Source organism: Sutcliffiella sp. NC1 (assembly GCF_027594365.1).
Lineage (GTDB): Bacteria > Bacillota > Bacilli > Bacillales > Bacillaceae_I > Sutcliffiella > Sutcliffiella cohnii.
On the sequence record NZ_CP115153.1, the window covers coordinates 937,437 to 950,326 of the forward strand.

9 protein-coding genes and 16 tRNA genes are annotated in these 12,890 nt (G+C 37.3%); 22 read left to right on the top strand and 3 right to left on the bottom strand.

Translation table 11 applies throughout. The features are described from left to right. The 16 genes from O1A01_RS04660 to O1A01_RS04735 all read left to right on the top strand — a co-directional run bounded on the left by O1A01_RS04660 (window position 1) and on the right by O1A01_RS04735 (window position 1,517). A tRNA-Ser gene (locus O1A01_RS04660) sits at window positions 1-92 on the top strand. Window positions 93-113: 21 nt separating this feature from the next. Further along, window positions 114-188 (top strand) — tRNA-Glu (locus tag O1A01_RS04665). Between the two features lie 9 nt (window positions 189-197). Next, a tRNA-Val gene (locus O1A01_RS04670) sits at window positions 198-273 on the top strand. Between the two features lie 22 nt (window positions 274-295). Then, window positions 296-372 (top strand) — tRNA-Met (locus O1A01_RS04675). Further along, a tRNA-Asp gene (locus tag O1A01_RS04680) sits at window positions 373-448 on the top strand. A 16-nt stretch (window positions 449-464) separates the two neighbouring features. Further along, window positions 465-540, top strand: a tRNA-Phe gene (locus O1A01_RS04685). A 37-nt stretch (window positions 541-577) separates the two neighbouring features. Continuing rightward, window positions 578-653: transfer RNA gene (locus tag O1A01_RS04690), tRNA-Thr, on the top strand. Window positions 654-661: 8 nt separating this feature from the next. After that, window positions 662-745, top strand: a tRNA-Tyr gene (locus O1A01_RS04695). A 31-nt stretch (window positions 746-776) separates the two neighbouring features. Next, window positions 777-850, top strand: a tRNA-Trp gene (locus O1A01_RS04700). A gap of 26 nt (window positions 851-876) precedes the next feature. Further along, a tRNA-His gene (locus O1A01_RS04705) sits at window positions 877-952 on the top strand. Window positions 953-967: 15 nt separating this feature from the next. Then, window positions 968-1,042: transfer RNA gene (locus O1A01_RS04710), tRNA-Gln, on the top strand. Window positions 1,043-1,047: 5 nt separating this feature from the next. Beyond that, a tRNA-Gly gene (locus tag O1A01_RS04715) sits at window positions 1,048-1,122 on the top strand. A gap of 8 nt (window positions 1,123-1,130) precedes the next feature. Continuing rightward, window positions 1,131-1,204, top strand: a tRNA-Cys gene (locus O1A01_RS04720). Window positions 1,205-1,230: 26 nt separating this feature from the next. Then, window positions 1,231-1,319 (top strand) — tRNA-Leu (locus O1A01_RS04725). Between the two features lie 23 nt (window positions 1,320-1,342). Continuing rightward, a tRNA-Leu gene (locus O1A01_RS04730) sits at window positions 1,343-1,423 on the top strand. Window positions 1,424-1,443: 20 nt separating this feature from the next. After that, a tRNA-Gly gene (locus tag O1A01_RS04735) sits at window positions 1,444-1,517 on the top strand. A 132-nt stretch (window positions 1,518-1,649) separates the two neighbouring features. Here the strand turns inward: O1A01_RS04735 and O1A01_RS04740 are convergent. After that, window positions 1,650-2,312: a B3/B4 domain-containing protein gene (locus O1A01_RS04740; RefSeq protein WP_094366049.1), complete on the bottom strand. Its 663-nt coding sequence runs from the start codon at window positions 2,310-2,312 to the stop codon at window positions 1,650-1,652. Between the two features lie 63 nt (window positions 2,313-2,375). Between O1A01_RS04740 and queG the strand changes: the two genes are divergently transcribed. The 4 genes from queG to O1A01_RS04760 all read left to right on the top strand — a co-directional run bounded on the left by queG (window position 2,376) and on the right by O1A01_RS04760 (window position 7,510). Further along, entirely contained in the window at window positions 2,376-3,539 is a 1,164-nt protein-coding gene (gene queG / locus O1A01_RS04745; protein WP_425319485.1) for a tRNA epoxyqueuosine(34) reductase QueG, read from the top strand. A 91-nt stretch (window positions 3,540-3,630) separates the two neighbouring features. Then, window positions 3,631-4,506, top strand: coding sequence for an amidase domain-containing protein (locus tag O1A01_RS04750; RefSeq protein ID WP_270065684.1), 876 nt, complete (start codon window positions 3,631-3,633; stop codon window positions 4,504-4,506). Window positions 4,507-4,581: 75 nt separating this feature from the next. Continuing rightward, the gene (trmL, locus tag O1A01_RS04755) at window positions 4,582-5,073 is read left to right on the top strand and encodes a tRNA (uridine(34)/cytosine(34)/5-carboxymethylaminomethyluridine(34)-2'-O)-methyltransferase TrmL (protein ID WP_066419865.1); all 492 of its coding nucleotides are present in this window, start codon (window positions 4,582-4,584) and stop codon (window positions 5,071-5,073) included. Between the two features lie 541 nt (window positions 5,074-5,614). Next, on the top strand, window positions 5,615-7,510 hold the full coding sequence (locus O1A01_RS04760) for a PrkA family serine protein kinase (RefSeq protein WP_066419863.1): 1,896 nt from the start codon (window positions 5,615-5,617) through the stop codon (window positions 7,508-7,510). Between the two features lie 73 nt (window positions 7,511-7,583). On the opposite strand, the gene O1A01_RS04765 is transcribed toward O1A01_RS04760, so the two are convergent. After that, window positions 7,584-9,107: a sodium/proline symporter gene (locus O1A01_RS04765; protein WP_270065685.1), complete on the bottom strand. Its 1,524-nt coding sequence runs from the start codon at window positions 9,105-9,107 to the stop codon at window positions 7,584-7,586. Window positions 9,108-9,350: 243 nt separating this feature from the next. Here O1A01_RS04765 and O1A01_RS04770 point away from each other — a divergent pair, with 243 nt between their 5' ends. Together O1A01_RS04770 and yhbH are read left to right on the top strand one after the other, a co-directional pair. Beyond that, the gene (locus O1A01_RS04770; RefSeq protein WP_157076698.1) at window positions 9,351-9,500 is read left to right on the top strand and encodes a hypothetical protein; all 150 of its coding nucleotides are present in this window, start codon (window positions 9,351-9,353) and stop codon (window positions 9,498-9,500) included. A gap of 357 nt (window positions 9,501-9,857) precedes the next feature. Continuing rightward, a complete protein-coding gene (gene yhbH / locus O1A01_RS04775; protein ID WP_270065686.1) occupies window positions 9,858-11,027 on the top strand; it encodes a sporulation protein YhbH in 1,170 nt (389 codons plus the stop codon). Between the two features lie 87 nt (window positions 11,028-11,114). Here yhbH and O1A01_RS04780 read toward each other — a convergent pair whose 3' ends face one another. Next, on the bottom strand, window positions 11,115-12,695 hold the full coding sequence (locus tag O1A01_RS04780) for a glutathione ABC transporter substrate-binding protein (RefSeq protein ID WP_066419860.1): 1,581 nt from the start codon (window positions 12,693-12,695) through the stop codon (window positions 11,115-11,117). Between the last annotated feature and the right edge of the window lie 195 nt (window positions 12,696-12,890).

The window sequence follows — 12,890 nt, forward strand, 5'->3', positions numbered from 1 at the left end:
GGAGAGCTGTCCGAGTGGCCGAAGGAGCACGATTGGAAATCGTGTAGACGGTTACCGCCGTCTCAAGGGTTCAAATCCCTTGCTCTCCGCCATTCTTAAACTCTTACAATTATGGCCCGTTGGTCAAGCGGTTAAGACACCGCCCTTTCACGGCGGTAACACGGGTTCGAATCCCGTACGGGTCACCATTATATATTGGAGGATTAGCTCAGCTGGGAGAGCACCTGCCTTACAAGCAGGGGGTCGGCGGTTCGATCCCGTCATCCTCCACCATAAATTATAAGATTAATATCGTCGCGGGGTGGAGCAGTCCGGTAGCTCGTCGGGCTCATAACCCGAAGGTCGCAGGTTCAAATCCTGTCCCCGCAACCAGGTCCCGTGGTGTAGCGGTTAACATGCCTGCCTGTCACGCAGGAGATCGCGGGTTCGATTCCCGTCGGGACCGCCATTATAATTTAAAGTTAGGCTCGGTAGCTCAGTCGGTAGAGCAATGGACTGAAAATCCATGTGTCGGCGGTTCGATTCCGTCCCGAGCCACCATTTAAATTATAAAAAGAAATAATTGCATTTAATATATGCCGGTGTAGCTCAGTTGGTAGAGCAACTGACTTGTAATCAGTAGGTCGTGGGTTCGACTCCTATCGCCGGCACCATCCTTACTGGAGGGGTAGCGAAGTGGCTAAACGCGGCGGACTGTAAATCCGCTCCCTTGGGTTCGGCGGTTCGAATCCGTCCCCCTCCACCATTTTAAATTAAGTTGTAACAATTCTTACTATAGGGGCATAGTTTAACGGTAGAACAGAGGTCTCCAAAACCTCCGGTGTGGGTTCGATTCCTACTGCCCCTGCCAATTATAAAACAAAACTTAACATTATGGCGGTTGTGGCGAAGTGGTTAACGCACCAGATTGTGGCTCTGGCACTCGTGGGTTCGATTCCCATCAATCGCCCCAACATTATAAAATTATTGGGCTATAGCCAAGCGGTAAGGCAACGGACTTTGACTCCGTCATGCGTTGGTTCGAATCCAGCTAGCCCAGCCAATTTTGCGGAAGTAGTTCAGTGGTAGAACACCACCTTGCCAAGGTGGGGGTCGCGGGTTCGAATCCCGTCTTCCGCTCCAATACATTAGGCGGCATAGCCAAGTGGTAAGGCAGAGGTCTGCAAAACCTTTACCACCGGTTCGAATCCGGTTGCCGCCTCCACTAATAAATGCCAAACAGTGTTACAAGCCGGGGTGGCGGAACTGGCAGACGCACAGGACTTAAAATCCTGCGGTAGGTGACTACCGTACCGGTTCGATTCCGGTCCTCGGCACCATTTTTTATTTTAATACTGTTTACGCCGGTGTGGCGGAATTGGCAGACGCGCACGACTCAAAATCGTGTTCCTTCGGAGTGTCGGTTCGAACCCGACCACCGGTATTAATTAAGAATAGGCCAGTGCGGGTGTAGTTTAATGGTAAAACCTCAGCCTTCCAAGCTGATGTCGTGGGTTCGATTCCCATCACCCGCTCCATACATAGTGAGTAACGTAGTGTTTCGTTAAACAAATTAACGATGCATTACGTTTTTTTGTTTACCCACTATGGATACTTTTAATCTAATATGTTAAAGAACAAAAAAAGAATTCATTAATAAAATGAATTCTTTATGATACTAGATTTACTTTAAAATTCCCGCCGTTAATTTGTACAAACATAGAAGCAACACTCTCTAGCATCTTTACTGCTTCATTATTTTCAATAGATGGAAGTAAATAAACAAGTTGAATGGCATCAGTAGTTGCTTCTGAAATAGGGGATCTAGTACTATCAATGTAAGGACTTCCGAACGGGCCATTTTCGTCAGCAGTATGAAGGATTTTATCAAGACTGATTATTCTACCGTTTAAACCAGTATAGTGATCATTTTCTTTTCCAATCATTACTGATAGCTGTCCGTTAAGTTTTGCATTATCATATAAACCAAAAGGAATTGAATACTTTAACGAAAAAAAATTATTAATGTCTACGCCAGAGTTTACAGGTTCAAGAAACTGACCTTTTTTAATCCTTCTATATAGCGCTTCGGCGGATGGGCGGTACCTACTCGGATCAGTACCAGTTTGTTTGAAAATCTTTCTCCATTCCGCTATTCCGTGAACACTTTTTAGTTCTTGATCAAGTAAATCAAAGTATATTGATTCTTGAAAAAGGCGAAATCTACCTTTAAACATTTGGGGTGTAGTGCTTATAGTTGTATTTTCATATTCAATATAACCTAACTTAAAATTTGGAATAGCTTTTTTTACTTCATTATGTATTGTAATCATTATACCGCTTCCTTTATTTCCATGTTTATATTAGTTTACCACACATTAAATGAATAGTTAAAAATGTTAGCAAAGGAGGTGCATACATTGAATTTTACTAAATTAAAAGAAGAAATTATTCAATACAGTAAGCAAATTGGCATTGATAAAATTGGTTTTACAAGTGCAAGTCCTTTTGTTGAATTGAAGGAACGGTTGAGAGTACAGCAAGAAAATGGGTACCAATCAGGTTTTGAAGAAAGTGATATTGAAAAGCGAACGAATCCTCAGCTTTTACTCCCTCAAGCAAAATCTATTATTGCGATTGCGATTGCTTACCCATCAAAAATGAAAGATGCACCTCGTAGTACGAGGAAGGACCCACGGGGTATTTTTTGCAGGGCATCATGGGGAACAGATTATCACCTTGTACTGAGAGATCGCTTAAGTAAATTAGAAGAATTCATTAAACAAAAAGTCCCAGAAGCAACATTAAAATCAATGGTCGATACAGGTGAGCTTGCAGATCGAGCAGTTGCCGAAAGAGCAGGTATCGGGTGGAGTGGTAAAAACTGTGCCATTATTACGCCAGAATTTGGTTCCTACGTGTATTTAGGTGAAATGATTACAAATATACCATTTGATCCAGATCAATCGATTGAAGACCGTTGTGGGTCGTGTAATAAGTGTGTGGATGCTTGTCCAACCGGTGCATTAATTCAAGGAGGGCAACTCGATTCTAACAAGTGCATTGCCTTTTTAACACAGACGAAAGGCTTTTTAAAAGAAGAATATAGAACAAAACTAGGTAATCGTTTGTATGGTTGTGACACGTGCCAGACGGTATGTCCAGAAAATAAGGGGAAGGACTTTCACCTTCATGCGGAATTAGAACCCGATCCTGAGCTAGTAAAGCCGAGATTAAAGCCTTTGTTAACAATGAGTAATCGAGAGTTTAAAGAAAAATATGGCCATATGTCAGGTTCATGGCGAGGAAAAAAACCAATCCAACGAAATGCAATTATAGCACTAGCCCATTATCGGGATAAAACGGCTGTCCCAGTTCTCCTTGAGCTAATTGAAAATGATCCAAGACCTGTCATTAGAGGGACAGCAGCATGGGCATTAGGTAAAATTGGAGAACAATCTTCCTTACCTCGCTTAATGCACTTAATGGAGAAAGAACAAGATTCAGATGCACGAGAAGAAATGGAGAAGGGAATAGCATTATTGAAGAGTGAGAGTTAACCAATAACTCTCACTTTTTTTCTGTCTTTTTAATGAGACTACTTCTAAAAGCATACAGTGTAAAAAGAAGTTTTCTGGAGGAGTGTATACGATGAATACTCAATTGCAAAGACATGTTGAAATGTTGCTTCAAAGTTATGTATATAGAAGTTCTCAAACTGGTAACTATATTATAAACGACGATACGATAAAGAATAAAAGGGAAATGCACAGAAGAAGAGGGGCAGAGATTGTCAAATGTAACGCAGAAGGGAAAATAAATAAAATTACTCCGATCGGAAGCCAGAAAGAAGTCACATATCAAATTCATATTAGGTATTTAATTAATCATAAGGATAAACTATATTTAGAAGAAGAAATGTTAAATAGAATATCTGTATGGGATGATAATGAAATAGTAACTGATAGACAAGTAATGAATAACGTAGAGCCGATTTACATGCAACCGTTAGAAGAATGTGAAAAGCGGGATTATCGTTTTACTTATGATAGAATGGCTGCTGTTCAATATGCAGAAAGATGGTGGAATAGTTACAATCCTCAGTTTAAAAAATTTGATGTTGATTGTACGAACTACGTTTCTCAATGTGTACACGCAGGTGGGGCCCCAATGGTAGGTTTTCCTAATAAGAGTAGTGGTTGGTGGATGAAAAATAAAGCTTGGAGCTATACATGGTCTGTTGCTCACTCTTTACGCTGGTATTTACCTAATGCAAAAAGTGGCATGAAAGGAAGAGAAGTAACAAGGGCAGCTGATTTAATGCCAGGAGATGTTATTTGTTATGATTTTCAAGGTGATGGGAGATTTGACCATAATACTATCGTAGTTGCCAAGGACCAAGATGGGATGCCGTTAGTAAATGCACATACACATAACAGTAGAATGAGGTATTGGGCATATGAAGACTCGTCAGCGTACACTCCAAATATAAAATATAAGTTCTTTCATATTATTGATCGCAATTAAAATATTGATTATCGAATAAATTAAATGTATTGTTTATATGTATGATTGATTTAAGTAATTTTAGAGGTGAAAAACTTGGGTATACATGTAGTATTATATCAACCAGAAATTCCAGCTAACACAGGAAATATAGCTAGAACTTGTGCAGCAACAAATACAACACTACATTTGATTCGACCGCTTGGATTTTCAACTGACGATAAAATGTTAAAACGGGCAGGTCTTGATTATTGGGAGTTTGTAAATGTTGTTTATTATGATTCACTTGAAGAATTGTTTGAAAAAAACAGTGATGGTGAATTCTTTTTCATTACAAAATTTGGTCAAAAACCACATACTTCCTTTGACTATAGTAATTTGGAAAAAGATTATTTCTTTGTTTTTGGAAGAGAAACAACCGGTCTTCCAAAGGAAGTTATTCAAAAGAACATAGACACTTGCTTACGTTTACCTATGACGACAAATGTAAGGTCGTTAAACTTATCTAATACAGCAGCAATCTTAGTATACGAAGCACTAAGACAACAAGATTATCCTAACCTTTCAATTGAATATCCTGAAATTTAATGAAAAAACGGAGCGTAGAATTAATTCTATACTCCGTTTTCTATTTGTGTCTAAAAAAGCGCTTGTCCTAGTGAATAGGAAAGCGCCGGGGTGTTTCCATTATTTAGTTTTTGCACCAGGTCTATCGTTATAACCAGCAGTGAAAATTGCTGTTAAGAACGCTAGGCATACACCTAAAATTAAAATTGTTCCCATATGTAGCTCCCCCTTTAATAAAGTATATAAGTAAGCATACTATCCATTATTATAACTTAATAAGTAATTATTGTGAATGTAATGTATGAATAAAATTTGACAATATTTCCTTTATTCTATTATGTACCGTATTCTTTAAACTGATTCAAAATTGTTTTTTACAATAATATGGTACTTCCTAAAAAATCGTTGTTATTGTTGCTATATGTAGACAAACCTTACACTTCTGATTTTAATCTTCCTCAAGAAGGTCCTTGAATAATTTTCTTTGAAAAGCATGTTTCAAATAATGACAGCATACATATTATTAATCTTGCTCTTGAAGAGATAAATGGGGGAGGTCCTTATGGATATTTTACGTAAAATTGAAAAGTACAGGGAAGAAGAACAGCGGCTTAAGTGGGAAGGAACCTTCGGCGAGTATTTAAAGTTAATAAAGGAACGCCCGTATATTGCACAATCGGCTCATTCAAGGGTGTACAATATGGTCAAAGATGCAGGAGTAGAAGAGGTTAATGGCAGGAAGGAATATAAATTTTTCAGTAATTCGTTATTTGGGTTAGAAGAAGCATTAGAGAGACTCGTCGAGGAGTATTTTCATCCAGCAGCAAAGAGGCTCGATGTTAGAAAACGTATCCTTTTATTAATGGGTCCTGTAAGTGGAGGGAAATCAACTTTAGTTACAATTTTAAAAAGGGGCTTAGAACAGTATACGCTAACAGACCGTGGTGCTGTTTATGCAATTAAAGGCTGTCCGATGCATGAAGATCCTTTGCATTTAATACCGCATCATTTAAGAGAAGATTTCCATCAAGAGTATGGTATTCGTGTTGAAGGAAACTTATCACCATTAAACATGATGAGACTAGAAAAAGAGTATGGTGGAAGAATTGAAGATGTACTAGTGGAACGAATATTCTTATCGGAAAATCAACGTGTAGGTATTGGAACGTTTAGTCCGTCCGATCCAAAATCACAAGACATTGCTGATTTAACTGGAAGTATTGATTTCTCGACAATTGCAGAATTTGGTTCTGAGTCAGATCCACGGGCATATCGTTTTGATGGTGAACTGAATAAAGCAAACCGCGGTATGATGGAATTTCAGGAGATGTTAAAGTGTGATGAGAAGTTTTTATGGCATTTATTATCATTAACCCAAGAAGGAAACTTCAAAGCTGGGCGTTTTGCATTAATAAGTGCAGATGAATTAATTGTTGCCCATACGAATGAAACAGAGTATCGATCCTTTATTTCTAATAAGAAAAATGAGGCACTTCATTCACGGATTATTGTTATGCCAGTCCCGTATAATTTAAAAGTTACACAAGAAGAGAAAATTTATGAAAAGATGATAAATGAAAGTGATGTGCGTGATGTGCATATTGCACCGCATACGTTACGGGTAGCAGCAATGTTCACAATTTTAACAAGGTTAAAAGAGCCAAAGCGTGGCGACATTGACTTATTAAAGAAAATGAGATTATACGATGGTGAGCAAGTAGAAGGCTTTAACTCAGTGGACGTGGAAGAATTGAAGAAAGAATACAACGATGAGGGAATGAGCGGAATCGATCCTCGATATGTTATAAACCGTATATCTTCCACTATTATTCGAAAAGAAGTACCTTCCATTAATGCATTAGATGTTTTACGCTCATTAAAAGAAGGGTTGGATCAACATCCATCTATTTCGAATGAAGATAGAGAAAGGTATTTGAACTTTATTTCAGTAGCAAGAAAAGAATATGATAACATTGCGAAAAAAGAAGTTCAAAAAGCATTTGTTTATTCATATGAAGAATCTGCTAAAACATTAATGGATAACTATTTAGACAATGTGGAGGCATATTGTAATAGAGTTAAACTACGTGATCCACTTACTGGTGAAGAAATGAATCCAGATGAAAAGTTAATGAGGTCAATTGAGGAGCAAATCGGTATTTCTGAAAATGCAAAAAAAGCATTTCGTGAGGAAATATTAATTCGTATTTCCGCTTATGCGCGAAAAGGGAAGCGATTTGATTATAATTCCCATGAACGACTACGAGAAGCAATCCAGAAGAAGCTATTCGCCGATTTAAAAGATGTGGTGAAAATAACGACATCCTCTAAAACACCGGATGAAACGCAGTTGAAGAAAATAAATGAGGTAGTTGCAAGGCTTATCGATGAGCATGGATATAATTCAACATCAGCGAATGAATTACTTCGTTACGTAGGAAGTTTATTAAATAGATAAAAAAATTAGAGAGTACCTTATGAGCTATTCATTAGCTTTTACGGGTACTCTCTTTTGTTATAAAATATATTACTTACATACTTTTACTTTTTATATCTATAAATTGTTGATCCACATTAACAGGTTTGTTCGTAAATAAGCTTACGAGAACGGTTGCGAGTAATGCAACTAAAAACCCTGGCACTGCTTCGTAGGTAACTCCGAATAATATTTTGGCAAATAACGCTTTTACATCAGGTAAAAAAGCAAAAGTCCATTCAGGCTGCTTTTTAACTAATATAACCGTTATTAATCCGAGGATCATTCCAGTAAGAACACCAGCTTTTGTTGTACCTTTCCAGTACAATGATAGTATTAGTGCTGGGCCGAAGCAGGCTCCAAGTCCGCCAAATGCGAAAAGAACCATCCAAAATACAAATTGTTCTGCGGAAAACGCTAACCATACAGCAAGTAACATAAAACAAGCAATAGATATGCGGCTAAATAATACTAGCTTCTTTTGAGAAACTTCTTTTCCTTTTGCAAAAATTTTATCATAAATATCACGAACGACTGCACTTGCTCCAACGAGTAGCTGGCTATCTGCACTCGACATAATCGCTGCTAGTACTGCGACTAATAAAATCCCCATAAAAAACGGATTTAAAATTTCCTCACCAAGAGTTGTAAAAATCGCTTCACTGTTTTCACCAGGTAACATACTAATATTAGGGAAATACGCTCTACCGGCAAGACCTACCATGATTGCTCCCCAACCCATAACAACATTCCAAATGGTTCCGATTAACGCAGCTTGACGCATTTCATTTACATTTTTTAAAGACATATATCTAACAAGAATATGAGGGTTCCCAGGACTTCCAAAACCAATTCCTAATAAACCGACAATTGCTCCAAAACCGAATGTCCAAATGCTTGTAAATCCAGCCCCTTGTGCATGCATCGTGTCAAGAATTGGGCCGAAGCCACCGAGACCGATAATTGCTATAATTGGTAAAATTATTAGAGATAAAAACATAAACATAGCTTGCAAAACATCTGTTTTACTTACGGCGTGAAATCCACCTAACATCGTGTACAATAAAATAATAATAGCTGTTAACCACATTCCGTTAGATTGAGAAAGCCCTAAGCTAGATGAAAAAGCTGTCCCGCCTGCAACTACTTGACTACCTACATAAGCAATCATAAAGAAAATGATAATAAGAGAGCTTGTTATTCTTAGCAGGTTAGATTTATCTTCATATCTGTTTTCTAATATATCGGGTAAAGTAATACTTCCTGTTTTCTCACTATATACTCTAAATCTTTTAGCAACGTAAAAAAACATAAATACTTCAACTGTTATGTAACCAGCAACAGCCCATACTGCATTAAGACCAGTTGCATAAGCAGTTCCAGTGACCCCTAGTACTAACCAAGCACTTCTTCCAGAACTAACCGCACTTAATGCTACCGTAAACTTCCCTAAGCCTCTACCAGCTAAGAAAAAGTCAGACAATCCACCAGAACTTTTTTTAGTACTAACAAAGCCTATCCCAATAAGCACTAGTAAATAGAACACTAATACAGCTACTGTAATTGGATTAGCACTCATTTTGTTTCACCTTCCTTTTCCTTCGTATGATAAAAGGCTGCAACTGCAAGACCAATAATAGCGAGAGGAATGATAATTAAACCTAGCATCATATCAAAATTCATAACGTAATCCTCCTTCCAGTTAGATATGGAATTATCATATCTAACTTATCGCGAATCGTGAATACTATTTGAAATATTACAAAAATTATATGTTTACAATTTGGACAAGCGGGAATGTAAAAACCAAGAGGTGATAACAATGGAAAATGTAAAAAATACGATGGCACCAAATAATGAAGAAATGAAGAAGTTGGCAAAAGAAATAGAACAATTGAAAAAGAATAATTCAAATAAAGAGGAAGTACCAAAACAATTTGAGAAGAAAGAAAAAATAAGTAAAAGCCCGTAGCATTGCTATGGGCTTTTGTATAATGAGCTAACAATCAGTTTTCACCTTTTTAGTATGATACAAGCTATTGCTCGCATAAGAATAAATACAAATTAGAAATAATATTGGACCGGTTGCTCTTATATAAAAAAAGAAACAGTTTTAGGCAATAAAAGAAGCATGTCCGAGTTTAAAAGAGGCAACATTTATCTAAATAATCTGTCAATATTTTTACGATTCTGCATAGGATAGAGTAACCAACCTCTCGTTAGTTTAAGGTTGGTGCATTTTTTACAGTAACCAAAATATTGTATGAACTTTACTTGCAAATCGTGCATAATTTTTTAAAGTTTTTTAATAAAAAGGAGGGAAACAATAATGAGTTCCAATGAGACAAATTTTATTGTATCAAAAGAGGATTGGTCCCTCCATCGTAAAGGCTACGACGACCAAAAACGCCATCAAGAAAAGGTACAAGAGGCAATAAAAAACAATCTACCCGACTTAGTTACAGAAGAAAATATTATTATGTCTAATGGTAAAGAGGTCGTGAAAATTCCTATTCGGTCATTAGACGAATATAGAATTCGCTATAACTATGACAAAAACAAACATGTAGGCCAAGGCGATGGGGATAGCCAAGTTGGCGATGTTGTGGCGAGAGACGGATCTAATTCAGGAAAACAAGGCGCAGGGAAAGGTCAAGGGGCCGGAGATCAAGCAGGAGAAGATTATTTTGAAGCAGAAGTTTCGTTAATGGATATAGAAGCTGCTCTTTTTAATGAGTTAGAGCTACCAAATCTTCAGCAAAAAGAAAAAGCAGAAAATGTTGTGGAGCATTACGAGTTTAATGATATAAGACGTACAGGATTAATGGGAAATATTGACAAAAAAAGAACAATGCTTTCCGCATATAAGCGGAATGCAATGAACGGAAAAGCTAGCTTCCACCCAATTTATAAAGAAGATTTAAAGTTTAAAACGTGGAACGAAGTAATTAAACCAGATTCAAAGGCAGTAGTTTTAATGATGATGGATACAAGCGGATCGATGGGTATGTGGGAAAAGTATATGGCTAGAAGTTTTTACTTTTGGATGACAAGGTTTTTAAGAACAAAATATGAGACAGTAGAAATTGAATTTATTGCACATCATACAGAGGCTAAAATCGTCTCAGAAGAAGATTTCTTTTCCAAAGGGGAAAGTGGTGGGACTATTTGTTCTTCAGCCTATAGGAAAGCGTTAGAACTAATAGATCATAAATATAATCCAACACATTACAATATTTATCCGTTCCATTTTTCTGATGGTGATAACTTAACTTCTGATAATCAACGTTGTGTAAAATTAGTAGGGGAATTGATGAAAGTGTCCAATATGTTTGGGTACGGAGAAGTTAATCAGTACAATCGACATAGTACGTTAATGTCAGCCTATGAAAATATTCACGAAGAAAAGTTTAGACATTATATTTTAAAGCAAAAACCAGATGTTTTTCATGCGATGAAGGAGTTTTTCAAGAAAGAAGAAAGTAAATTGTATGCTTAAAAAACTAGCGCACAAGCGTTAGTTTTTTATTTTTATAGATAAAAAGAGGGAGGCTTATAATAAGCTCTCCCTCTAGTAAAAGTTACATTATTTTAGTTTAATACCTTTGAAGTATGGAGTACCACTGAAGTCTACGAATAGACCAGAAGCAACACCGTTAGTTCCGTATACGAAGTCAGGATGTTGTAGGTAAACCATTGGTACTTCGTCTACAAGAATTTCAGAAAGTTCTTTGTAAGCTTCGTTACGCTCATCTTGATCAGTTGAAGAACGAGCTAAGTCTAATAATTCGTCAACTCTTTCGTTCGTATAGAAAGAACGGTTACCAGGTGCCCCATGCATATCAGAATGGAATAGTGCATATAAACCGTAGTCAGCATCACCTGTTACTGTAGTCCAACCAAGGATGAACATTTCATGCTCACCAGCACCAGTTTTTTCTAAGAATGTACCCCACTCAATAGATTGGATATCAACATCGATGTTGATTTGAGCTAATTGAGATTGAATTAAAACAGCGATATCAGCACGCTCTTTGTTTCCTTCGTTAACATATAACGTTGTTTTGAATCCGTCAGCATATCCTGCTTCTTCTAATAATGCTTTTGCTTCTTCCACATCGAAACCAAGTGGAGTTAAGCCTTGGTAGTTACCAACTACAGTCGGTGCTAATGGACCAACAGCAGCAGTACCTTGACCATCTAAAATACCATCAACGATATCGTTTTTGTTAATTGCCATAGAGATTGCTTGACGAACTAATTTGTTATCAAATGGTTCAACACCCATATTGAATCCTAAGTAGTCCATACGTGTACTTACGATACGAGTAAGTTCAATATCAGGTACACCTTCCATATGTCTTACGTCAGAAGAACCGATTTGAGCTGCATTCGCATCTCCAGATTCTAACATAGCCATACGAGTAGATTGCTCAGGAACTACGATAAAGCTCATTGTATCTAGAGAAGTTTTCGTACCCCAGTAATCTTCGTTTTTCTTAAATTTAATTTCGCTACCACGAGCCCATTCTTCTAATACGAATGGTCCAGTACCGATTGGGTTTTCATCAACTGTTTTTCCACCATTGTTTTCTTCTTCAAGTGCAGAAGGAGCAATGATTGATCCAGCATTATGTGCTAAGTGAGCTGGTAGTGGAGCAAATGGCTCAGCTGTTTTAATAACAACTGTATAATCATCTTCCACGATTACTTCAGAAATCATGTTAAGTACAACAGCACGAGGAGAAGCGAAATCAGGATCGATTAGACGCTCTAAAGATAATTTTACTGCCTCTGCTGTAAAATCAGTACCGTCATGGAATTTTACACCTTGACGTAATTTGAATTCCCAAGTTCTGTCGTCAATTGGATTGAATTCTTCAGCAAGTAGAGGTACAACAGATCCATCTTCAGCGAAATCTGTTAAACGCTCAAAAATTTGAGAAGTTGCATTTGTTGTTGCAGTGTCGTTCATACCGTGTGGATCAAGAGTTGGTGCATCCGAGCCTGTAACAAACACGAAATGTCCGCCATCTTGTCCTTCAGCAGTTCCACCGCCATCATCTTTACTATCATTGTTAGTGCCAGCGTTTTGACCGCCACAAGCCGCTAATACTAGCATAACAGCCAGTGATAGCATTAAAAGAAAGTGCTTTTTTGCTTTCATAGAATGAAAACCCCCTATTTTTTTTTCAACAATACATGTCTATGCATGATTAGAAATTATAATAATCTAAAAATTTTAAATTTACAAGGTTATTTTAAAGATTTGTATAAAAAAATAATATTTTACTAATATTCCCAATAGATTATTAGAGAGAAGTTATATGTAAGGAGAGACCCGTTTTAAGAGTCTCTCTAC